This window comes from Nonomuraea sp. NPDC003804 (genome assembly GCF_040610675.1).
Classification (GTDB): Bacteria; Actinomycetota; Actinomycetes; order Streptosporangiales; family Streptosporangiaceae; genus Nonomuraea.
Window position 1 is genome coordinate 130,753 of record NZ_JBEXMT010000003.1, and the last position, 22,354, is coordinate 153,106.

At 70.9% G+C, this 22,354-nt stretch carries 15 protein-coding genes; 4 read left to right on the forward strand and 11 right to left on the reverse strand.

Annotation, left to right across the window (positions count from 1 at the left end; genetic code table 11):
- The coding region (locus tag ABZX22_RS04940; protein ID WP_354906494.1) for a pentapeptide repeat-containing protein at positions 1-253 on the reverse strand (253 nt) is incomplete at its 3' end.
- A gap of 402 nt (positions 254-655) precedes the next feature.
- On the opposite strand from ABZX22_RS04940, the gene ABZX22_RS04945 reads away from it, so the two are divergent.
- Entirely contained in the window at positions 656-1,405 is a 750-nt protein-coding gene (locus ABZX22_RS04945) for a hypothetical protein (protein ID WP_354906167.1), read from the forward strand.
- Positions 1,406-1,503: 98 nt separating this feature from the next.
- On the opposite strand, the gene ABZX22_RS04950 is transcribed toward ABZX22_RS04945, so the two are convergent.
- Entirely contained in the window at positions 1,504-1,947 is a 444-nt protein-coding gene (locus tag ABZX22_RS04950) for a YbaB/EbfC family nucleoid-associated protein (RefSeq protein ID WP_354906168.1), read from the reverse strand.
- Between the two features lie 75 nt (positions 1,948-2,022).
- The gene (gene eccD / locus ABZX22_RS04955) at positions 2,023-3,384 is read right to left on the reverse strand and encodes a type VII secretion integral membrane protein EccD (RefSeq protein ID WP_354906495.1); all 1,362 of its coding nucleotides are present in this window, start codon (positions 3,382-3,384) and stop codon (positions 2,023-2,025) included.
- A 132-nt stretch (positions 3,385-3,516) separates the two neighbouring features.
- On the opposite strand from eccD, the gene eccCa reads away from it, so the two are divergent.
- On the forward strand, positions 3,517-7,488 hold the full coding sequence (eccCa, locus tag ABZX22_RS04960) for a type VII secretion protein EccCa (protein ID WP_354906170.1): 3,972 nt from the start codon (positions 3,517-3,519) through the stop codon (positions 7,486-7,488).
- Here eccCa and ABZX22_RS04965 read toward each other — a convergent pair.
- From ABZX22_RS04965 to ABZX22_RS04975, 3 genes are all read right to left on the reverse strand, one after another.
- A complete protein-coding gene (locus ABZX22_RS04965; RefSeq protein WP_354906172.1) occupies positions 7,476-7,736 on the reverse strand; it encodes a hypothetical protein in 261 nt (86 codons plus the stop codon). The genes eccCa and ABZX22_RS04965 overlap by 13 nt on opposite strands.
- Entirely contained in the window at positions 7,733-14,920 is a 7,188-nt protein-coding gene (locus ABZX22_RS04970; protein ID WP_354906173.1) for an NUDIX domain-containing protein, read from the reverse strand. The genes ABZX22_RS04965 and ABZX22_RS04970 overlap by 4 nt, the downstream gene beginning before the upstream one ends.
- Positions 14,921-14,989: 69 nt before the next feature.
- Entirely contained in the window at positions 14,990-15,280 is a 291-nt protein-coding gene (locus ABZX22_RS04975; protein WP_354906174.1) for a hypothetical protein, read from the reverse strand.
- Positions 15,281-15,394: 114 nt separating this feature from the next.
- Here ABZX22_RS04975 and ABZX22_RS04980 point away from each other — a divergent pair, with 114 nt between their 5' ends.
- Both ABZX22_RS04980 and ABZX22_RS04985 read left to right on the forward strand, forming a co-directional pair.
- A complete protein-coding gene (locus tag ABZX22_RS04980; RefSeq protein WP_354906175.1) occupies positions 15,395-15,829 on the forward strand; it encodes a hypothetical protein in 435 nt (144 codons plus the stop codon).
- Positions 15,826-16,977 (forward strand): transglycosylase SLT domain-containing protein, encoded by a 1,152-nt coding sequence (locus tag ABZX22_RS04985; RefSeq protein WP_354906176.1) that lies wholly within the window; start codon positions 15,826-15,828, stop codon positions 16,975-16,977. Before ABZX22_RS04980 ends, ABZX22_RS04985 begins: the two co-directional genes overlap by 4 nt.
- Here the strand turns inward: ABZX22_RS04985 and ABZX22_RS04990 are convergent.
- From ABZX22_RS04990 to ABZX22_RS05010, 5 genes are all read right to left on the reverse strand, one after another.
- Positions 16,974-17,888, reverse strand: coding sequence for a hypothetical protein (locus ABZX22_RS04990; protein WP_354906177.1), 915 nt, complete (start codon positions 17,886-17,888; stop codon positions 16,974-16,976). The two genes, ABZX22_RS04985 and ABZX22_RS04990, sit on opposite strands and share 4 nt — an antisense overlap.
- 41 nt (positions 17,889-17,929) lie before the next feature.
- Positions 17,930-18,307 carry a hypothetical protein gene (locus tag ABZX22_RS04995; protein ID WP_354906178.1) on the reverse strand — a complete coding sequence of 126 codons (378 nt, stop codon included), beginning with the start codon at positions 18,305-18,307 and terminating at the stop codon, positions 17,930-17,932.
- A 105-nt stretch (positions 18,308-18,412) separates the two neighbouring features.
- Complete coding sequence (locus ABZX22_RS05000) at positions 18,413-20,614, reverse strand: protein kinase (protein ID WP_354906179.1); 2,202 nt, start codon at positions 20,612-20,614, stop codon at positions 18,413-18,415.
- A gap of 108 nt (positions 20,615-20,722) precedes the next feature.
- On the reverse strand, positions 20,723-21,859 hold the full coding sequence (mycP, locus tag ABZX22_RS05005; RefSeq protein WP_354906180.1) for a type VII secretion-associated serine protease mycosin: 1,137 nt from the start codon (positions 21,857-21,859) through the stop codon (positions 20,723-20,725).
- A gap of 214 nt (positions 21,860-22,073) precedes the next feature.
- Positions 22,074-22,346: a WXG100 family type VII secretion target gene (locus ABZX22_RS05010; RefSeq protein ID WP_354906181.1), complete on the reverse strand. Its 273-nt coding sequence runs from the start codon at positions 22,344-22,346 to the stop codon at positions 22,074-22,076.
- Positions 22,347-22,354 lie beyond the last annotated feature (8 nt).

The window sequence follows — 22,354 nt, forward strand, 5'->3', positions numbered from 1 at the left end:
CCGGGCGAAGAGAAGCCCGGCGAAGAGAAGCCCGGCGAAGAGAAGCCCGGCGAAGAGAAGCCCGGCGAAGAGAAGCCCGGCGAAGAGAAGCCCGGCGAAGAGAAGCCCGGCGAGGAAAAGCCCGGGGAAGGCGATGGTACCGGGGACACTCCCGCCCCGGAGACCCCGAAGATCCCGGGTGGCGGTGGCGGCGGCCCCAGCGGAGGCGGCGGAGGGCCCAGCGGTGGCGGAGGGCCCAGCGGCAACCCCCCAGGGACGGGAAACCCCGATGGGAAGAAGGACAACCCGAAGAAGGACAACCCGAAGAACGGCAACCAGAACAAGGACGACGGCAAGAACAAAGGGGGCTCGGACGGCCAGACCAAGGTCGTCTCCAAGGAGGACTACAACAATGTGGCCAACATCGTGATCAATGAAGCCGCTCCCCATATGAAGAAGGTCCACGACATGCTCAAGGGCAATCATGTCGACTTCATGACCTTCGGCCTCGCGGGCACACCCATGCGGATGCAGCACGACAGCTCGCGCGACGCGGCGGCTAAATACACGAACTCCGGCGTCGAGCTCCTTGGCCGTTGGAACACCGCGTTGAAGAAGTCCGGCCTGGTCTGGGAGGGCGCCGACAACGCCAGCGAGTACAAGAAGGGCTGAGCCAATGGGCTATCTCAGCGTCTATCACACAGCAGCAACACTCGCCACGTTCGCCGCCCTCATCAACATGAAATTCGGGCCGAACCCGAGATCCTCGGCAAACGCGGCGATCAAGATGAATCCGAAGGCTGCTTTCGGCCTTCCTGGCGCCATCGAGACATTGGCCTGCGAACCTGAAAAGCAGAAGGCGCTGACCGAGAAATGGGACGAGACCGTCAAGCTGCTGGACACGGCCACCGCGGCATTGACGAAGGCCCTGAACGCCAAGCCGCCTGCGGACTGGACCAGCGAGGACAAGGAAGAGTTCAAAAAGAACGTCGAGGCGTTCCTCAAGGACGCCGAAAGAGATAAGGCGATCTGCACGAGCAGGTCCGGCACTGTCGGTCAGACCAGCCTCGAGGGCAAGGTCATGGCCTACGCAGCGCTGACCCTCGCAACCACTGCCCTCACCATCGCCATGGTGTTGCTGGCCATCAAGGCGCTGCCCGGGGTCGGGACGGCGGCGGCCGGAATCAAGGGCTGGCTCGCCAACGCGACGCTGGAGCAGATCGCTCTCAACCTACTCAACAAAAGAGTGATTGTGATCTCCGCGGCCGCAGCGATCTTCGCCGCCGGTGAAGCGTGGCACATCACGAATGCCGCACAGCTCGACACCAAGGTCAACGATCCCCACGGCGGCGGCGAGGCCACGTTCAATCTGCCTGAGGCGAACTGGGAGAAGAAGCTGAACGAGAAGGCACCGGCGCAGGCATAGCACCCCGCCGGCCCGCGGAACGCGGCGAGAAGGGTGTTGAGATCCGCCTTCGCGAGCTGATCGTCGACACCCTCGTCGTTCCCCCATCCCGCACGGCTCTAGAGGTCGAGGCGGCGGCGGATCTTGTCGAGTTCGCCCATCACGTCTTCGAACGTCCTGTTGTAGGCGGCCTCGGCGTTCTTGACCTGCTCCAAGGCGGCGTCAGGGTTGTTGATGAACTTCATGGGGTTCTCGTCCTCGCCGAAGACCTCCCCCATCGTCTCGTTGACCTGACGCTGCAGGTCGGCCGTCGCGTCCTGGACGACGGCCTTGACCTTCTCCGCCAGTTCGCCCGAGCTCAGCCGCATCGCCTTCGGGTGCAGTTCGAGCCCGGTCAGGCCGGCGCTGGTGTACTCCGCGCTGACCAGGCCGTCCTCGTCCTGCGCCCGGCCCACGAGCTCGCCCATGGTCTTCTGCATCTCCTCGACGCGCGCGAACTGCTCGTCGGCGGTCTTGAGGAGCTTGTCGATGTCGAGGTTCGCGAAGTCCCCGAAGTCCTGCACTGGCTACTCCGTCCTGGAGGGGGAAACGTCCAGCAACGTATCGGTTGCCGGTTTACTCCGCAATCATGGAAACGCTCAGCCCGAGAGCCCGCGCACCCACGTGTAGACGTCGAGAACGCCGAGCGCGAGCGGGAACAGCGCCGCGATCAGCATGAGGTCCACGATGTCGCCCGCGCGGCCCCAGAACGGCGAGGGCTTGCCCGTGGGCAGCCAGGTCCCGAGTCCGGCCGCGACGAGCGCGACCCACAGCAGCCCGACGCCCACGGCGACGGCCGCGATGTCGCCCATGCCGGCGCTCACGGACAATCCCAGCGCCGCGAGCCCGGCCAGTCCTGACACGAGCAGCCAGATCCGCTGGCCCAGCCCGTGGAAGACCCGCGCCCGCATGATCAGGGTCAGCGCGAGCACCACGACCATGACCCTCGCGGCCCACCCGCCCTCCATGACCAGCAGGAACAGCGCGCCCATCGCCACCAGGCACGCCGCGGCGATCAGGCTGGTCACGAAGGACTGCGCCTTGGCGGTGCGCTCCTTGACCTGCGTGGCGTCGAGAAGCTGGTTGTCGTTGCGCAGCTCCTCCGCGGTCGTCGGCATGTTCGGCAGCGGCAGCTTCGCCATCCGGAAGGACAGCGTGGGGATGAGCGGGGTGAAGGCCAGCAGGACGGTCGCCGACACCGCCGCCACGCCCGCGGGCGAGGTGCCCCAGATCATGACGACCGCCGCGCCCGCCGCCCCGGTGACCGAGGCGATGGCCGTACCGAGGAATCCGGACTGGCCGTCGGCGGTCAGCGCGCCGCCGAAGGCGGCCACCAGCGCCGTGCAGGCGAAGGCGGCGAGCAGGTTGGGCGCGGAGAAGCCGGCGCCGCCGGGGGCCAGCAGGCCCGCCAGGAACCCGTACGGCAGCGCCGCCCATCCGATCGGCGCGCCCACCTTCGAGTCGCCGATCGCGCGCGACATGACCGCGCCCGTCACCAGGAGCAGCAGCGCCAGCACGCCCGCGACGATCGCCCTGATCGTCCACGGCGGGCCGGCCGCGTAGAGCGCGAGCGCCCCCATGACCAGCAGCCCGCACGCGGCGCTGGTGCCCGCCAGGCGGGTGTGGTCGGGCGTCCACTTGCCCGCCCCCTCCTTGACCCCGCCCGCGACCACGTCGGCGACGTCGTCGTAGAGCGCCGGCGGCAGGACGGCGTCGCGCGGCCTGAGGTAGAGCACCTCACCGTCGAGGACGCCGAGGGCGCCGAGGCTCTGGCCGATGTCGAGCGGCGCGCCGCCGAGGCGCTGCAGCATCCATCCCGCGGCGGACGTGGCCTCGCCCCCCACTTCGTCCATCGCGCGGAGGAGCCCGGGCAGGACGTGCGGCAGCGGGATGTCCGCGGGCAGCGCGAGATCGGCTCTCTTGCGCGGGCCGACGATTGTGACGTGGCACAAGGCCGGCATCGGCGCGGGGATCTGCGCGAGAGCGCCCTGCTGCATCGGGCCTTGCGGGGCTGGTCCATGAGCAAGCGACTTCACAGAAGGAAACATATCGGGCAAGCGGAAAGACCCGCATTGATGGTAAGAAATTGCCGTGTGAGCATCGTGATTGTGCGACGGCCCGAACGCCGTGCCAGCCCCAAGCCACCTCGTGGCGAGGTCCTGCTCGAAAGCCCACCCGAGATCCCCGAAGTCCAGGGTCAAGGCTTCATGGGGGTCCTGACCTTCCTGCCGATGGTGGCCGGCGGGGCGGCGATGGGGTTGATGTTCACCGCGGGAGGAAATTCCAACCCGCTCATGTACGTGGCCAGCGGCCTGTTCGCCTTTTCCATGATGGGCATGACCATCGGGCAGCTCGGCAGGCAGTCGGGCGAGCGCAAGCAACGGCTCAACGGCCTGCGCCGCGACTACTTCCGTTACCTGTCACAGGTCCGCAGGAAGGCCCGCAGGGCCGCCAGGCAGCAGCGCGAGGCGCTGGAGTGGAGCGGCCCCGCGCCCGACTCGCTCTGGTGGATCGCCATGAGCCCACGCCTGTGGGAGCGCCGGCCGCGCGACCCCGACTTCGGCACCGTACGGCTCGGCACCGGCATGCAGAAGCTGGCCATCCAGCTCATCCCGCCGGACTCCAAGCCGGTCGAGGACCTCGACGCCCTCACGGCCGGCGCGCTGCGGCGGTTCGTCAGGGCGCATGCGACGGTCTCCGAGCTGCCCGTCTCCGTGGCGCTCGGCTCCTTCGCCCGCATCAAGCTGAGCGGTGACCAGCAGGCGATCCGCGGGCTGGTCAGGGCCATGATCGCGCAGATGGTCGTCTTCCACTCCCCCGACGACCTGCGGATCCTGGTCTGCGCGGGCAAGGAGTCGATGGCGCACTGGGACTGGGTCAAGTGGCTCCCGCACGCCCTGCATCCCGACCAGACCGACCTGGCGGGGCAGGTCCGGCTGATGGCCGAGAACCTCAACGAGCTCGACCGGCTGGTCGGGGGCGAGCTGAAGGAGCGGGCCAGGTTCAAGCCGGGCGCGCCCGCCGACTCCCTGCCGTACCACGTGGTGATCGTGGACGGCGGGTACGTGCCGCACGACTCCCAGCTCGGCATGGACGCCATCCAGGGTGTGACGCTGATCGACCTGTCCGACGCCGCGGGGCTGGTGGAGGAGAAGGCGATGCTGCGGCTGGACATCCAGAGCGACGCCTTCCACATGATCAAGCTGGACCACGCCGGCAAGGCGACCAGCACCCGGCTCGGCGATCCCGACCAGCTCGACTACCTGATGTGCGAGGGGCTGGCCAGGCAGCTGGCACCGCTCAGGCTCTCGTCGGGGTCCGCAGGGGGCGAGTCGCAGGACGTGCTGTCGATCAACACCACGCTCACCGACCTGCTCGGCGTCGGCGATCCCACCAGGCTCGACACCGAGCACACCTGGCGGCCGCGGGCGGGCCGCAACCGGCTGCGCGTGCCGATCGGCCTCGGCGCCGACGGCCGCGTGGTGGAGCTCGACATCAAGGAGTCGGCGCAGGGCGGCATGGGCCCGCACGGTCTGGTCATCGGCGCCACCGGTTCCGGCAAGAGCGAGCTGCTGCGCACGCTGGTGCTCGGCCTGGCCGTCACGCACTCCTCCGAGATCCTCAACTTCGTCCTGGTCGACTTCAAGGGTGGCGCCACCTTCCTCGGCCTCGAGTCGCTCTCGCACGTCTCGGCGGTCATCACCAACCTGGAGGACGAGCTGCCGCTGGTCGACCGCATGCACGACGCGTTGCACGGCGAGATGGTCCGCCGCCAGGAGCTGCTGCGCGCGGCCGGCAACTACGCCTCGCTGCGCGACTACGAGCGGGCCAGGGAGCAGGGCGCGGAGCTGGCGCCGATGCCCACGCTGTTCGTCGTGCTCGACGAGTTCAGCGAGCTGCTGTCGGCCAAGCCCGAGTTCATCGACCTGTTCGTGATGATCGGCCGGCTCGGCCGTTCGCTCGGCGTCCACCTGCTGCTCGCCTCCCAGCGGCTGGAGGAGGGCCGGCTGCGCGGCCTGGACACGCACCTGTCCTACCGGATCGGTCTGCGCACCTTCTCCGCCATGGAGAGCCGCGTCGTGCTCGGCGTCGCCGACGCCTACGAGCTGCCGTCCGCGCCCGGCAACGGCTACCTGAAGTTCGACACCACCGGCATGACGCGGTTCAAGGCCGCCTACGTCTCCGGCCCCTACCAGCCGGACCCCTACCAGTCGGCGGCCTCCGCCGCCGGCGGGCCCGTCCGCGAGGTCGTGGAGTACGGCCCCGCCTTCGTGCCCGTCCCCGTGGTGGAGACGCCCCCCAAGGAGCTGGCCGCGGCGGAGGAGAAGACGCCGCAGGTCAGCCTGCTCGACATCATGGTGGGACGGCTGCACGAGCGGGGGCCCGCCGCCCACCGCATCTGGCTGCCGCCGCTCGGCCAGGCGCCGACCCTGGCGCAGCTGCTCCCGCCGCTGTCGGTCACGCCCGCCTACGGGCTGTCGACCACCGACTGGTCGGGCCGCGGCAGGCTCCACGCCGTGATCGGCATCATCGACAAGCCGTTCGAGCAGCGGCGCGACCCGTTCTGGCTGGACCTGTCGGGCGCGTCGGGACACGTCGGCGTCGCGGGCGGCACGCAGAGCGGCAAGAGCACGGTGCTGCGCACGCTCATCACCAGCATGGCGCTCACACACACGCCCCGCGAGGTGCAGTTCTACTGCCTCGACTTCGGTGGCGGCTCGCTCGCGGGCCTCGACGGCCTGCCGCACATCGGCGGCGTGGCCAGCCGCCTGGACGCCGACCGCGTCCGCCGTACGGTCGCCGAGGTCGCCACCGTCCTCCAGCAGCGCGAGCGCATGTTCGCCGACCACGGCATCGACTCGATCGCCACCTATCGCCGGATGGTCGCCGAGGGCTCGTTCGAGGGCGACGGCTGGGGCGACATCTTCCTCGTCGTGGACGGCTGGCTGACCATCAGGCAGGAGTTCGACTCGCTGGAGCCGACGATCACCGACCTGGCGGGGCGCGGCCTCGGCTACGGCATCCACATCGTGGCCGCCACCAACAAGTGGTCGGAGTTCCGGCCGGGTATCCGCGACCTGTTCGGCACCAGGATCGAGCTCAAGCTGGGCGACGCCTACGAGTCGGAGATCAACCGCAAGACGGCGCTCGCCGTACCGGAGGGGACGCCCGGACGCGGGCTCACCAAGGAAGGCATGCACTTCCTGTCCGCGCTGCCGAGGATCGACGGCGTGCAGAGCGCCGAGGATCTGTCGGTGGGCGTACGCGCGCTGGTGCAGACGGTCAGGGACGCCTGGCAGGGTCCCGCGGCGCCGGGCGTGCGGCTGCTGCCCTCGGTGCTGCCCGCCGAGATGCTGCCGGGGATCGAGGAGACGGGGCGCAAGCTCATCCCGATCGGCATCGACGAGGCCATGCTCGCGCCCGTCCTGATCGACCTGGAGGCCGATCCGCACTTCATCGTGGTGGGCGACACCGAGAGCGGCAAGTCGAACCTGCTGCGGCTCATCGCCGAGAGCGTGGTGTCCAGGCAGACGCCGCGCGAGGCGATGATGATCGTGATCGACTACCGCAGGTCGCTGCTCGACTCGGCGGCCACCGAGCACCGGATCGGCTACGCCGCGTCGAGCGCCGCCGCCGCCGGCCTGATCAACGACGCCAGGCAGGCGCTGCTGAAGCGCCTGCCGCCCGCCGACCTGACGCCCGAGCAGCTGCGGTCCCGCAGCTGGTGGCAGGGTTCGGACCTGTACATCGTGGTCGACGACTACGACCTGGTCGCCACCTCGAACAACCCGCTGCAGCCGCTGGCCGACCTGCTCCCGCAGGCCCGCGACATCGGCCTGCACCTGATCATGTCGCGGCAGATGGGCGGCGTCGGCAGGGCGATGTTCGACCCGATCATCACCAAGATCAAGGACATGGCGAGCCCCGCGCTGGTCATGTCGGGCAACAAGGACGAGGGCTACGTCTTCGGCAACATCCGCCCGCAGCCGCTGCCGGTGGGCCGTGGCTACTTCGTCGACCGGAAGTCCGGCGCGCGGCTGATCCAGACCGCCTACCTCCCCTGACGCCGCCGCTCCATGAGCTCGCGGATGAACGGGCTGACGGCCGCGCGCAGCTCCCCGTCCTTCCTCGTCAGCGCCTCGACCAGGCGCGAGGGAAGGTCGGGGGGCTGCTCGTCGACCGGCTCCCATTCGGCGTGCGCCAGCGCGGAGGCCAGCGGCAGCACGTGCGTGCCGGGCGGCAGGATCACCGCCGCCTCGCCGAGCGCCACCAGGATCGCCCCGTCGGACCTGCGACCCACCGTTCTGATCATCGCGTACTCCCGGGATAGACGTAGTACCAGTCGATGCCCGCCGCCTCCAGCGCCGCCACCAGGCCGGCGTCGGGACGGACGGTGAAGACGACATGGCTGATGTCGCCCACCCGCACGCCGCCGTGCATCTGCGCCTCGACATAGGCATTGTTCTGCCAGTCCAGCCCCGCGTAGTCGCGCCGCACACCGCGTAGCGGTTCCTTCGCGGGGTCGAACCCGCGGAGGGGGGCCGCGGCGTACGACTCGGGGCGTGGGTCGTTGATCCTGCTGGGCACCGCGGTCTCGGTGACCTCGATGGAGTCGCCGACGCAGAAGGTCGACCTGTCCCTGACCTCGGGGCGCAGGGTGACCTGGACCTCGCCGTACTCGGACACCCGGTTCGTGGTGCCCATCCCGATCAGGGACGGGTCGGAGATCCGCTCGTACAGGTTGACGTAGCCGTAGACCGGCCGCAGTTCGGGGGGCAGGTCGGCGGGATAGCCGAACCAGCTCTCCTCGTAGGCGGAGCGCAGGACGTTGTCGTAGACCCCACCCGAGCTCGCGACCTCGAACTGCGTCTTGAACCGCCCCTCGGCCAGTACGGCCCGCAGCGTCTCGGGACTGACCCGCATCGAGATCGGCCGGTCCGCCAGCATGGTGACCAGCTCGTCGCGAAGGTGCGCGCGCAGCCGTTCGACGTCCATGCCCAGCTCGTCGGCCAGCGCCCTGGTCTCGAGGAGGATGGCGGCGTGCTGGTCGATGTAGGCGGCCTCGGCGCGATCCCGCATCCGTTCGGCCAGCCTGGCCTCCAGCCAGTCGCGTTCGGCGACCGCCCTGGCGTACTCGACGGTGTCGGTCCTGCCCTGGAAGTCGAGGTTGTAGGTTGTGCTGCTCAGCTCGCGAAGGCGGGCGAACTCGCGGACCGTGTGGAGGTCGGGTGCCGGCCGCACCGGAGCCGGTCCCTCCGGCCGCTCCGCACCCGGCCCGCCGAGGGTGGGCGGGTCTCCCGCCGGGACCGGCTGGTGCGGGTGCGCGGGGGCCGGCTGGTCCGCCTCCGGAAGGAAGATCTTCGCGGCCCCGTCCGTCGGCCACCGCCTGGTGGGGTCCTCGAAGGCGATCACGACGCGGCCCGTCAGGTCCGCCAGCTCCTGGACGAGCAGCTTGTCGTGGGCGGCGTGCGGCCCCCGCAGCACGATCGCCGCGCCGGGCTCGGCCACCAGCCGCGGGTCCAGCGCCAGCATGGTGGCCAGGTCCCTGACCGGGACCGGGACGTCGCCCACCCGGAAGGCGTGGTAGTCCGACCTGATGCCGACCGTGACCGCGCCCTCGACCGGACGTGCCCCCACCATCCTGGTGGTCACGGCCGCGTCCTCCAGGTCGCCGAAGACTCTGAAGCCGACGCCCACCGGCGACTCCGTCCGTGTCACGGCGTTGAAGCGCTGCTGGTCCACGCTGAGCACCCGGTGGCTCAGGTCCGGCACGCGGGCCGGGGCGTTCCCCTCCGTCAGGTAGAGCCTGATCCCCCGCCTGCCGTCCGGCATGGTCGCGTCGCGCTCCACCGCGAGCACCCGCAGCGCCGTGCCGGGCGGCAGGGTGTCACCCGAGGCGGTGCGGATGACGCTCTCGACCGGCACGCCCTCCCCCGGCAGCCGGCTGTTCCCGCGGACGAGCTCTCCGGAGACGCCCTCCTCGGCGAACCTGGCCAGGAGGGCGTCGACGTCGCCGACCGGCAGTTCGTCGTGGCGGTAGAGGGTGCGCGACACGTCCCTGGGCGCGGCCGTGTCCCAGTCGATGACCCGGTGGCTCTCCGCCTGCACGTCCGGCCAGCTCTCGGCGAAGCCGGGATGCAGGTCGAGGGCGGCCAGCTCGTCGAGCCGTACCCACCGGACGCCCTGCGACTCCCAGGAGGACGGCCTGATGTCCACCGGTTCGGGCAGGGTGGCGATGACCGTCTCGTAGGACCAGCCGCCGTGGTCGTTGACGTGGCGGCCGTGGATCCGCACCGTGGACGGGTCGAGCGTGCTCTCCTCGGCCGCCTCCCGCAGCGCGGCGGCCACGGCGCCCTCGTTCAGGTCCCTGGCACCGCCGAGCAGCGACCAGCTGTCGCCGCCGTCGGAGGTGGCGGCGCGGTGCTGCATGAGCACGTACGTCTCACCGTCGCCGCCCTTGCTGAGCAGCAGCAGCCCGGCGGCGCCGTTGGTGCCCCAGTGCCGGCCCGCCGCGCACGCGCAGGGCACCCAGCCGTCGCCCGACCTGGCCACCTCGCTGACGTAGACGGTGTCACCGTCGACCCGGTCCACGCGGAACTCGGTGTCCGGCCGGAAGATCAGCCTGCCTTCGGCGGGGTCGCCGGCGGCGACGCTGATGTCGTGGGCCGTCCTGGAGGTGATGACGAAGTCCACGCGGCCGGGCACCGCGACGGGCTCGCGCGGCTCGCGGTAGGCGGTGGTGAACCTGGGGTCGGAGACGATGGCCCCCTGCGTGTAGGCCGCCCTGTCGGCCTCGGACAGCACCACGCTGAGGTGGGCCTGCCCGGTGAACGGCGCCTGGTACTCCCCCAGCGTGTCGAGCGCGCCGAGGATGCCGCGCACGTGCTCCTCGTACGGCGGCAGCAGCCTCGGGTCGCCCATCGCCCTGTCGATGGGCGCGTCGAGCCCGTTGGCGTAGGTGTGCAGGGCCACCAGTTCCTCGATCGCCAGTCGCCGGAACGGCGAGCTCTCGGGAAGGTCGCGGACCATGGCCTCCACCCGGGCCGCGAACCTCTCGTAGCCCGCGATGCCGTCCCTGACGCCCTCCAGCGTCCGCGCGTACGGCTCGGCGGAACGCGTCACCGAGTCGTCGACGCCGAAGAAGCCGCGCACCGCCGACTTGACCCGCTCCCAGGCGGTGGGCGGCACGACGTCGTCCGGCAGGAAGATCCGCAGGTTCCCGCGGCCGCCCAGGGCGCCGTGCTCGGCGTCCATCGCGAACATGTCGCCGTGGGGGCCCACCCTGACCCGCGAGTCGGCCGCCACCACGACGTGGCCGGTGAGCCTGGCCACCTCCTGCGCGTAGGTGTGGGCGCCCACGTTGCAGTTGGCGAGGATGACCAGATCGTCGTGTTCGAGCCAGGAATCGTTCAGGATGATCGCCGCCAGGTCCTCGGCGCTGACGGTCCTGCCGCCGACCATCAGCCCGTCAGGGCCGCCGTGGCCGTCCACGTAGTAGGCACCGTCGATGGAGCGCACTCCTAGAGCGGACCGCTCGATCCCCATGTCGTGGGAGAAGGTCGGATCGCGCAGCCAGATACCCGCCCCCGTCTCCACCCGGTGGTGGTCGTAGTGGTGCCGGGCGGCCGGGCTCAGTTCGGGCGTGGCCCGGTGGACCGGCGCGGCGAAGGCGGCGGTGCCCATCCCGTCGGGCGCCTGGACGAGGAAGTAGTGCCGCTCCCCGTGGGAGAACTCCTGCAACGCGAGCACCTTGAAGGGCGCGTCGACGCGGAACAGCGCGTGGTGGGGCCGGCCGGACAGCGCTTCCGCCGCCACGTAGTCGCCGGCCCGGATGGTCAGGCGCACGGTACGCGGCTCGTCGCCGAGGAAGCGGGGGTCGTCGACGCCCTCCAGGATGCCCTTGAAGGCGAACTCCGCGCCCGGCGCGAGGTTCGCGGGGACCCACTCCTCCGGCACCCTGACCGTGACGGTCCCCTCCTGTCGCGGCAGGAGGGCCAGCTCGGCACTGGCCTGGCGCAGCATCGCGTCGGCCAGCGGATCGCCGCCGTGCGCCAGCTCGTTGACCTGCCGCAGGTTGGTGCCCTCCAGCAGGTGCGGCAGGGCGGGGATCGGCTGGTCCGGCGGGCGCCACGGCGTGCCGGAGTAGTCGGGCACCAGGCGGGGGCCGTGGTCCAGGGAACCCAGCGGGACGGGCGTGTCCTGCGCAGGCCGCGCGAGGCGCGCCCAGTTGTCGCTGATCCGCTCGTGCAGGTCGGCAAGGCCGCGCCGGGCGAACTCGGGGCCGAGCTCCTGAAGCTTCGTGGTGACCGCGTCGATGTCGCGCTGGGACCACAGTCCCTTGTCCCCGCTGATCCGCTCAAGCAGCGGATTGTCGGCCACCATCCGCTGGAACAGCTCGGCGGGAATGGGGCCGTCGGCCATCAGCAGCGTGTGGAGGCCGCGTCTGGCCAGCTCCCCCTGGTTCGCGCCCAGCCGGTGCTCGTACATGACGGTCGTGTCCGCCCGGTACACCCCCGACGTGCCGTCCTTGACCGCGCCGAGCTCGAGCGCGGCCAGCTCCGCCCGGTCGGCCGCCTCGATGTCCTCGAACTGGCGGCGGATGGCGAACGTGCCGTCGTTGAACTCGACGACCTCCTCGAGGCCTCGCATGGTGTCGATCACGAGGGAGTTCCGCACGCCCGACTGGACGGCGGCCCTGAGCCGGTCACTGCCGTGCGCCTGGTGGACCGTGTCGTCGTCGATCCTGAGGACGGCGGGGCCGTCCAGGCCGAGGGCGTCGCGCAGCAGCGCCTCGGCCTCGGCGACCCTGGCGGCTTCGTCGCGGAGGACCAGCGCCTCCGAACCGTCGCGGTGGACGACCAGCTCCGCGAACCCCTCGTCGCCGTTGACGAACCGGTCCCCCACGTTTCCGCGCCCGGTCCTCGCGGCGAGCTGCTCATGCGGGTCCACCAGGGGACGGCTCAGGTCCGTCGACAGGTCGGTGACCGCGCGATGGGCGCGCGCCCGCGCGGCGAGATCCTCGTCGGCCGCCCAGAAGAACGGCTTGTCCACCGGGGCCTTGAGCACCGAGTCGGCGCCGCCCGCATGCTCGGCCACCTTGTCCAGGACGAACTGGACGTTGGCGAACCAGTCGCCCCTGCCCAGGCGTTCGAACTCCGGCCGTAACTGTTCGACCGCGGCCTTGAGGGTGGCCATGTCCCGCACCGACATCGGGTTCGGTGCCCAGTCGAACCTGCCAGGTTCCACCTCCCGGAAGAACAGCCTCGTCAGCGGGCTGTTCGGATCGGGCATCATCGGCCGGAAGGTCTTGTCGTGGTCGAAGCCGCGGAGACGGCCGTCGTCGCCGACCCGCATGCCGTCGCCGTGCGCCCGGTCGTAGTTGCCGATGAGCGCGTCGCCCAGGCCCATGAGCACGGCGTCACGGCTGTTCATGACATGCTCGGGCAGCTCCCAGCGGTCCCCGTGCCAGCGGAGTTCCGGCCGCTCGCCCTCGACCCAGCCGGTGATCAGCGTGTGCTCGTCGACGAGATGGGTCGGGGGCACGTCCAGACCCAGCGAGCGCAGGAGCATCGAGGACAGGTGCTCGGCGTCGCGCATCTCGGTGGTGGCGGTCTCCTTCCTGGCCGCCGGTCCTCCGTCGGTCAGCGTGACCCGCTCGACCTTGACCGACTCCGTGCCGCTGGACAGCACGACGGGGTCGCCGACGGTGCCCTTGGCGGCCAGCGCGGCGAACTGCTCCTGCGTCATGCCGTGCCACGACGGTGGCGGCTCGGCGCGGGTGGTGCTCCAGTTGATCAGGCCCTCGATCCGGTTGGCCGGCTCGGGCCTGCGCTCCGCCATCGCGGAGGAGGTCTCACCGGCTCGCGCCACCGGCCCGTCGGCGTGGGTGCCGGTGCTCTCGGCCACCCGGGTGACGGCCCCGTCCGCGCGGGCCCCGCCACCGCTCTCCGGCGTCCGCGGGCCCGCCCCCTCGCCCCGGCTCCCGGTCGACTCGGTACGGCCGGCGGGGGCGTCGCCGTGCGAGGCGGGGCCGTCGCCCCGGTCCGTCGACCTGGCATGCGCGGAGGGCCGTTCGGGGTCGCCGGACGGCCTGCCCGTCCGCTCGGGGCGCGCGTCCGGCCTGCCGCCGGGATCCGGATCGGCGTCCGCGCGTCCGGCCCGTTCGTGGGTCACCTCGCCCCCGGCCCCACGCTCCGGCACGGCCGCCGGTCTCGACGCCGTCCCGGCCTCGCCCCGGGCAGGCGTCTCCGCACGAGCCTCCGCACGCGCGGGGGCTTCCGCACGGGCAGCCGTCTCCGTGCGGGCGGGCGGCGGCTCTGCGCGGGCGGGCGGGCGGACCTGGTCGCTCCTGACCGGGGGCGCGGGCTGGGTGCCGTCGTCCGCGCGGTGCGGGCTCGTCCTGACCTCGTCGGGTACGGCTCGCGCGACGTTCGCCGCCTGCCCGCCCACGGCCCGCGCCCCGTCGGCCGCCCGGTCGGTCGTGGCCCGCGCCAGGGTGGTCAGGTCGCCATCGGCCACGCGGCCCGTCTCGTGCGCGGCCGTGCGCATGCCGTCCAGGAAGGGATCGGCGGCCGGCTTCGAGGTGGCCGGGCCGTCCTCGTCGAGGCGCTTGGTCGCCGCGGCGACTCCGTCGAGCGAGCTCGCGGCCGGCCCCGCCGTACCGTCGGGGGGAACGTCGGTGGGAAAGAGGTGGGCGCCGGTCTTGCCGGGGCCGGAGTGCGCGCCGCCGCCCGCGCCGGTGCGGTCGATGCCGCCGACGAAGCCGGAGGTCAGCCCCTCCGCCACCAGCTTCCAGTCCACGGGCCGGCCGCTGCCGACCGCGCTCCACACCTCCGTGACGAGCGCGGTGATGCCGCCGACCACGCCCGACTGGGCCATGAAGATCAGCATCGACCGGGTCGGCAGCAGCCCGGCGCCGAGGCCCATGAGTGCCCCGGACAGCGCCCCGGTGCCCGCGGACGTGAGGACCTGGCCGACGTCGACGTGGTCCCTGCGTGACTGGCTCGCCTGGATGGCGTAGTCCATCACGCCCATGATCGTGCCGAAGAGCCCGCAGCAGAACAGCAGCCGCTTGGCCAGTTGCGCGATCACGGCGCGGCTCAGCAGCGCCCGGAAGCCGATCCACTTGAACGTGGGCCCGGCCAGCGGGGTGCCGAGCAGCAGGATCACCGCCCCGATCTGCACGACCAGCAGCACGACGGTCAACTTGATCATGCGCTTGGTGTACTCGAGCTGGACCCCGAGATCGTTCAGGGCGAGCGCCATGGCGGCCAGGCGGTTGACGGCGTCGGCCTGATGTCCCCGCGTCGTGGTCAGGACGTGCTTGACGAAGGCCTGCAGCGCCTCGCCGTCCCATTCGTCCGCGTCGGGCGGCCGTCTGCCCAGCAGGCTCCTCGACGGGTCACCGTCCGGGCCGCCGACCACCTCGTAGAGCGCCGCCACGAGCGCGTCGGCGAGCCGGAACAGGGCCTTCTCGTCGCCCTGGGGCCAGTCCATGCCGACCACCCAGCCGATCCACGGACGTGCGAACCCCGGGATGGGCACACCGTCGAGCCACACCAGCGATCAGGCCTCGGGCCGCTCGGCCGTCTCGTAGGTGTGCGAGGTGCCCTTCAGCCCGTCGCCGGAGCGCTCCACCTCGTCGGCGTAGTTCTTGAGGGCGTCGAGGATGCCGTCGCGCATCGCGGGGTAGGCCTTCTCCACCTCGGCGCCGTACCGGTCGTGACCCATCGGACGGCCGGCCTCGGCGAAGGCGGCCAGCACCTTGTCCCTGACGTCCCTGATGAACGCGGCCTCCTCCCTCGCGTCGGAGCCGCGTCGCCTGACACTGTTCCAACGAACGGTGAAGCCTGTCACATCAGCCCCATCGACCACATAAGACTCATTAGCGGGCAATACTGCCAGACTCTCGACGAAGCCGGTCGAGAATTCCGCACACGTCCTCGTCCCGCCGCGAGCTCGCCCGGTCAGGTGCGCACGACGATCGGCTCGGGCTCGTCCGCGGGGACGACCTCGGACAACGGCTTCTCCGCGCGAATGTTGACGAAACGCCCTGACCGCTATGCTCGATCTTGTCCAGATACGCATCTCGGGGAGGCGCAGCCGGTGGCGGGTCTCGATGTCTACTTCCAAGCCTTGGACGAATGCGCCGGTGTCGCGGCGAACGCGGCCAAGGTGCTCATTCCCGCCGACATTCTCCCCGACAAGACGCCGCCGCCCAGCAAGGTGACCGACGCCGACGTCTTCGGCAAGTACGACAACTCGCAGAACCTGGCGGCGGACATCGACACCATCTGGCGCGACCACATCACCGGCGAACTCGGCGAGGCGAGGGCGAAGCTGGGGGGCGTCGAGCGAGCCCTCGACAAGGTGCAGGCGAACATCCGCGCGGCCGACCAGCCATGAGCGACGAGAGCACTCCCGGCCTGGCCAAGCTCGACGCGCTGGTGACCAAGGTCACCTGCAACCCAGGGGCGATCCGCACGATGGCCTCGCAATGGCGGACGATCGCCAGTGAGGCCCTGGACGAGACCGGCAAGCTCGGCAAGGCCGTCGTGGAAGTGGGCCGGGTGTGGCACGGCGACTCGGCGACCTCCTTCCAGTCGTACATGGAGGGCTACGGCAAGGCCGGCGACGGGATGCACGACGCGCTGGCGGGCTGCGCCAACGCCGTGGAGACGGCGGCCGGTGTGCTCGAGACCGTGGAGGGCAAGGTCAGGTGGATCCGCGAGGACCTACTCATCCGCGCGGGCGAGTACAGGCGCGACTGGGCCAAGCTGAACCCCGACGACCCGGACGGCGTGACCAAGGGGTTGACGGACATGGGCACCAAGGCGGTGTCCGATGCCGAGAGCGAGGTCACGAAGGCGAACACCGCCGTCAACGACGCCAGGACCGCCATCGGCAACGCCCTGAAGCTGCGCAAGGAGACGTTCAAGAACATCAAGAACCCGCTCGAGCGTGACTTCGTCCCCGGCAACGGGACCAAGACACAGTGGACGCGCACCGACCTGAGCCGGACCACCGACCTCGCGGGCGCCGGCACGACGGGCGGCGGGGGCGCGGGCGGCAGCGGTGGCGGTGGCAGCGGTGGTGGTGGCAGCTACGGCGGCGGTGGCGTCTCCTCGGCGGGTGACGTGCCCGCGCCGCGCGCCCAGGTGGTCGAGTGGATCAAGGAGGCGTTGCGGGTCATCAGATCGGAGGAGATGGCCGGCATCATGCGCAGGCGCGGCATCGACGTGAGCGACCTCGACCCCAACGACCCCAAGGACATCGAGCGGATCTGGACGATCATCCATCACGAGTCCGGCGGCAACCCGAGCGCGATCAACAACTGGGACATCAACGCCCGCAACGGCGTGCCCTCACAGGGGCTCATGCAGACGATCCCGCCCACCTTCGACACCCACAGCCTGCCGGGCCACAAGCGGATCCTGGAGCCGGTCGACAACATCATCGCCGGCGTCCTCTACACCTACCAGCGCTACGGCGACCTGGCCCATCATCCGGGCATCGCGTCCCTGGAGCGGGGCGGCGGCTACCGGCCGTACTAGCGGCGGGGCAGCCAGCCGGGCGGGAAGATCAGCGCGCGCAGCCCGTGTCCCTCGATCTTGCCCGCCCACTCCTCGGGCGTGGTGGCGATCGGGCCGTCCGTGCCGTCGGACAGGTTGTAGGTGGGGGTGTAGCCGAGGCCGGAGCCTGCCAGCCTGGCGTACAACTCGGTGAGACGGCTGGACGGCAGGTTCCGCAGAGGGAACTTGGCGGCGTCGTAACCCAGGACATAACCAGTGTTGCCCGCCCAGATCCGCATGAACTCGGCGCCGTTCTCCTTCGCCGAGCCGACCGGCTGGCCGTGGGCGAGGTTGACCATGGCCTTGATGCCGACGGAACCACCGGCGTAGGCGATGCCGTCCACCGTCGCGTAGACGAGCGTGGTCAGCGCGTACGAGGAGAACCCCGCCCTGAAGATCTTGGCCGCGTTCGCCCCGAAGAGGGCCTTGAGCAGCCGCGCCGTCTTGATCAGCTTGACGATCCTGACGGTGGCCACGGCGTACAGCCACGTGGTCATCGGCTGGAACATGACCATCCACACCATCTGCAGCAGGTCGTTCTCGACCTCGGCGAAGCGGCGGCGCACATCGTCGACGATCTTGGCGTAGGCCGTGCAGACCATCGCCACGACCCGCAGATCGGCCACGAAAGCGGCGGGCAGCGGCCTGACGTTGGTGTTGTAGACGGTGGAGAAAGAGTCGATCCCGGCGCCCGTGTTGTCCTTGACCACCGAGGCGTAGGACTGGTCGGCCCGGTAGGCGAGCCCACTCTTGGGGTCGTCGCCTCCGTCGATCGCGTCGGCGAGCTCGTCGAAGATCTGCGCGGCGCGGCGCAGCTTGTCCGGCGAGGCCTCGGGGGCGACGACTCCCGCCCACACGCGCAGGCCCACCAGCGTGCCTGCGGTGCCTGCCATGAACGTCATCATCAGGCGGTTGACGGGAAAGGCGGCGGCGATCACGGCATCGGGCCCTTCGGCATGAAGCCCTGCAGGTCCGGCAGCTCGTAGGCGGGGACGTCCTGGACCGTCATGTCGTCGGCGCTGGCCCAGTCGGCCACCGCCACGTTGTCCCGCATGATGGCCAGCTTGTCGCCGACGTCGCCGTAGGCCAGCCCGAACTGGCCGAGCAGCTTCATCATCTCCACGCGCTTGGGCGCGTACCACTCGGCGAACTTCCGATCCGACTCCTCCTCGATCGGCCAGTTGCCGAGCTCCTCCAGCTCCCTGACGGCGTGGTTCACGGCCGCGACGAAGTCGGCGCCGATGTCGCGGAAGGTGGTTGCGGCGACGGTGTGCTGGGATAAGTCCGCGTCCAGCTGTGGCGGCTCGCTCATAGGATCTCCCAGGAAATGAATCGGGCGGATCACGCCTTTCGGCCATGATCCGCCCGGTTCATTTCGCAGAAGTCGAGCTCTGGTTACTGACGTGTATCAGGCGGCTCACCCGCAGTTGGCGAAACCGGAGCTGGTGCTGCCCTGGTCCGTGCTGCCGGAGAACTTCACGCAGCTGCCCTTCCCGTACGCCTTGGCGACCGCGTAGTACTTGTACGAGCCGCTGTCGGTGACGGGAGACTTGCCCTGAACCTCCAGGGTCGCGCTGACGCTGGTCAGCTGACCGATCTTGGCGGTCTTCATGGTGACCACACAGTTGTAGCCGGTGCTGTCGTTGTACAGCTGGTAGGTCGTGCCACCGGCGAAGCTCGCCTGACGCTGGACGTAGAACCCGCCGCCGCCGCAGGCCTGGGCCGGCGTGTACGGGTTGGTCGTCTCGGCGGGTGGCTCCGAAGGCTTGGTCGGCGTCGGCTGGGGCTCGGCGGGCTTGGTCGGCGTCGCCGTGGGCTTGGGCTCGGACGGCTTGGTCGGCGTCGCCGTCGGCTTGGGCTCGGACGGCTTGGTCACCGTCACCGTGGGCTGAGGCTCGGACGGCTTGGTCACCGTCACCGTCGGCCTCGGCTCGGTGGGCCTCGGCTCCGGCGTCCTGCTCGGCGAGGGCAGCACGCTCGGCGGCTCCTCCGTGCGGGTCGGCGTCGGCGTCGGGTCCTGCTGCGGCGGCCGCCGGTCCTCGGTGGGCGTCGGCGTCGGACGCTCGTCCGCCGGCGGCTCGGGCTCGCCCTCCTTGGTCTTGGTGGGCTTGTGCTCGGGCTTGTCCTCCCGCTTGTCCTCGCGCTTGTCCTCGGCCTTGCGCGTGGGCTCGACCGTCACCGTCACCGCCGGGCTGGGCACGGGCGCGACCGTCTGGGGCGGCACGGCGATGTTCTGGGTCGGCACGGGCGCCGGCGAGCTGACCGAGGTCAGCTCCGGCTCGGGCAGCGGGCTGTTCGGGTCGTCGGTCGGCAGCTCGAACGGCATGACGTCCGTCGAGTCCGGCGCCGGCGTCTTGGCCCACGGCACCGCCACCTTGCCCTGGCCCTGTCCCTGGCCCTGCTGCGTGCCCTGCGGCTGGGGCTGCGGCTGCCCGACCCCGTTACCGGAGGTGGTGACCGCGCTCTCGCCGTTCGGGCTCGGTACGGCGTCGGCGGGCTGCCTGCCCTCGGCCGCCACCGCGGTGATGGTCTGCGTGCCCGCGTACCGGTTGGCACCCCACAGCCCGACCGCGGAGATCGTCACGACCGCCGCCATCGCGGCGACCAGACCCACGGGGAACGGCCTGCGGTTCGGCGGCGGCGCCTGCGCCGGCACCGAGACGACAGGGTGCGGGCCCTGCGGCGGCGCGGGCTGCTCCGGCGCCTCGGCCGGCGGCGGGCCCCACGCCTGGGGCGCGGCCGGCACGGGCGGTGCCGCGGCGGGCTCGGGCTCGGGCGTCCGGTACATCGGCAGCCTGAGCGTGCCCTCCAGGGGCGGCGCGGGGTCGGGGACGACCACCGCGGGCAGGGGCGCGCCCGCCACGAGCTTGTCGGCGTTCTTGTCCCCCAGCAGCTGCAGCAGCGCGGTGTAGGTGGTCGGCCGCTTGGCGACCTCCTTCGACAGCGCCGACACCACGACCCTGCGCAGCGGCTGGGGCAGCGGGCCCACGTCGGGCTTCTCGTTCAGTACGGCCTGCGTCTCGTGCTCGAACGGCGCCCGCCCCGTGGCCGCGTACACCACGGTCGCCGCCCACGAGAAGACGTCGGACGGCGGGCCGTACCGCAGCTCCTTCAGCTGCTCGGGCGAGCGGTAACCGAGCTCGCCGGCGGGCTCGCCGATGGCCGCGTCGGTCACGCGCGGGCCGTCCGCGCTGAGGATGACGTTGTGCGGGGTGAGGCCCCTGTGGGTGACCCCCGCCAGATGCGCTGAGGTCAGCGCGGTGAGCACGCCGACGGCGACCCGCTCGAGCGCGTCATCCGTGAGCGGGCCTTCTTCTTCGACGGTCTCCGCCAGCGTGCGGCCCTCGATGTGCTCGCGCACCACGTACGGCGTGCCGTCCTCGACTCCCACGTCGAACACGCGGGCCACGTAGGCGCTGGAGATCCGCTTGACGCTGCGCAACCGGTCGAGGGTCTCGCTGTCTTCCGCGGACTCGCCGGTCAGCGGCTTGATGGCGCGCAGTTCTCCGTCATCGGACTCGCGCCCAAGGTAGACCACGCCGCGCGGGCCCTCGCCCAACCGTCCGACGATGGCGTAGTCACCGAAGCGCTCCGGGTCTCCCGGCGACAAGGCGTCCATGATCCACCTTTCAACGACAAATCATGATCGGAGCACATTGAACCAAATTTGCCCCACCCGTAACGATAGTTTCGCCGCAGATCCTGACAGTTCACCGTCAAGTCGTAATCAATTCGGCCGGCCGGACCGCCAGCGCCTGGCTCTGCCCAACGGCATGACCAGCCGCGCGGCCATGATCGCGCCCGCGAGTGCCAGCGCCGACGCCGCCACGATCGCGGCCACCGTGATCGCCCGCCCGTCGACCGGGGGCACCTTGGCCACGGCGTCCTTCGGCAGCGGCGGCGGCAGCGGAGGGGCCAGCTCCACCTGCTCGGCCGGCAGCACCGCCGTGACGGCCAGCAACGGGTTGACGATGCCCGCTCCCGTGCCGACGCCGAGCGCGCCGTCCGCGGTCACCTCGATGCGCCGCCGTACCTGCTCCTGGGTGAGGCTGGGGTAACGAGAGCGCACCAGCGCGGCCACCCCGGCCACGTACGGCGCGGCGAAACTGGTCCCGTCGAGCCCCTCCATCAGGAGCCCGTCGGGCCACGTGCTGGTGACGTCCTGGCCCGGCGCCATGACATCGACCTTGGACTCGGTGTTGGAGAAGTCGGAACGCTGGCCCTGCGCCGACACCGAACCCACCGACAGCACGCCCTCGTAGGCGGCGGGGTACTCCTTGCTGTCCTTCTCCTTGGGGTCGGAGTTGCCCGCGGCGGCCACGATCACGACGTCCTTGTCGAGGGCGTAGTAGACCGCCGCCCTCAGGTCCGGCTGGTCGGTGGTCTGGGTGGAGATGTTGATCACCTTGACACCCATGTCGGCCGCGTCCTTGATGGTCCGGACGAGGACGCCGACGTCGCCGGTCTTCTTGTTGGTCTGCTTGAGCGACACGAGCCTGACGTCGGGGGCCACGCCGTAGAAGGGGAAGTCGCCCCGGTAGCGGCCGGCGATGATGCCGGCCACCGCGGTGCCGTGGCCCACGCAGTCGCCGTTGCCCGTGCCGCTGTAGTCGATCTCCTTGCGGAGCGGGATCAGCGGATGCCGCGCGACGCCGCTGTCGATCACCGCGACCGTGACGTTCGCGCCCCTGGTGAGATGCCAGACCCTTCGCGGGTCGAGGCGGGTCAGCGCCCACGGTGTGCCGATCTCGGTCAGGCCCTCGTCCAGCCTCTCCTCGCATCTGGCGGGGGCGGCCTGGGCGGCGACCGGCACGAGCGTGAACGTCATCGCCACGCTGAGCGCGAAAAGGACCCTTCCGATCACGGAGTCAGAGCCTAGCCTGCCCCTTTTGCCGCGCTGTAGCCGTTTCCGGCAGAACCGGCGAAGACCCTCCAGGAAAATCCGGAAAGACCCCGGCCCGCGCACAGGAGCGCCCCTGAAAACGCCCCTGAAAACGCCCCGCAAGAAGGCCCCGGAGAAGGCCCCGGCCCGGCAGTCACCTGTCCGCCGGGCCGGAGTGTCCGAGAGGGCGGCGGGGTCAGCGGGTGGCCGACTCGATGTTGCCGCGATAGGTGTTGATCACCCGAGCCGCCTCCTGCAGTTCCTCCGACATCCGCTGGAAAGCGGCCCGGTAGTTCTGCCACGCCCCGCCGAACCGCTCGGCCCCCGGCCCCGTCCAGGCGGTGCCGACCTTGGCCGCCTCCCGGTCCAGCACCGCCATCGTGCTGCGCACCGCCTCGGCCTGCTGGGTGAACTGGGTGGCCATCTGCTGCATCTCCGCGGGGTTGCCACCGAGCAAGTTGTGCGTCATACGCTCCT

Bases quoted from the DNA above. Each gene is read 5' to 3' on its own strand.
- ABZX22_RS04985 (WP_354906176.1), top strand. From the start codon at position 15,826: ATGAGCGACGAGAGCACTCCCGGCCTGGCCAAGCTCGACGCGCTGGTG.
- ABZX22_RS04970 (WP_354906173.1), bottom strand. From the start codon at position 14,920: ATGGACTGGCCCCAGGGCGACGAGAAGGCCCTGTTCCGGCTCGCCGAC.
- ABZX22_RS04990 (WP_354906177.1), bottom strand. From the start codon at position 17,888: ATGGCAGGCACCGCAGGCACGCTGGTGGGCCTGCGCGTGTGGGCGGGA.
- eccD (WP_354906495.1), bottom strand. From the start codon at position 3,384: ATGCCGGCCTTGTGCCACGTCACAATCGTCGGCCCGCGCAAGAGAGCC.
- ABZX22_RS04965 (WP_354906172.1), bottom strand. From the start codon at position 7,736: ATGATCAGAACGGTGGGTCGCAGGTCCGACGGGGCGATCCTGGTGGCG.
- ABZX22_RS05000 (WP_354906179.1), bottom strand. From the start codon at position 20,614: ATGGACGCCTTGTCGCCGGGAGACCCGGAGCGCTTCGGTGACTACGCC.
- ABZX22_RS05010 (WP_354906181.1), bottom strand. From the start codon at position 22,346: ATGACGCACAACTTGCTCGGTGGCAACCCCGCGGAGATGCAGCAGATG.
- ABZX22_RS04995 (WP_354906178.1), bottom strand. From the start codon at position 18,307: ATGAGCGAGCCGCCACAGCTGGACGCGGACTTATCCCAGCACACCGTC.
- ABZX22_RS04945 (WP_354906167.1), top strand. From the start codon at position 656: ATGGGCTATCTCAGCGTCTATCACACAGCAGCAACACTCGCCACGTTC.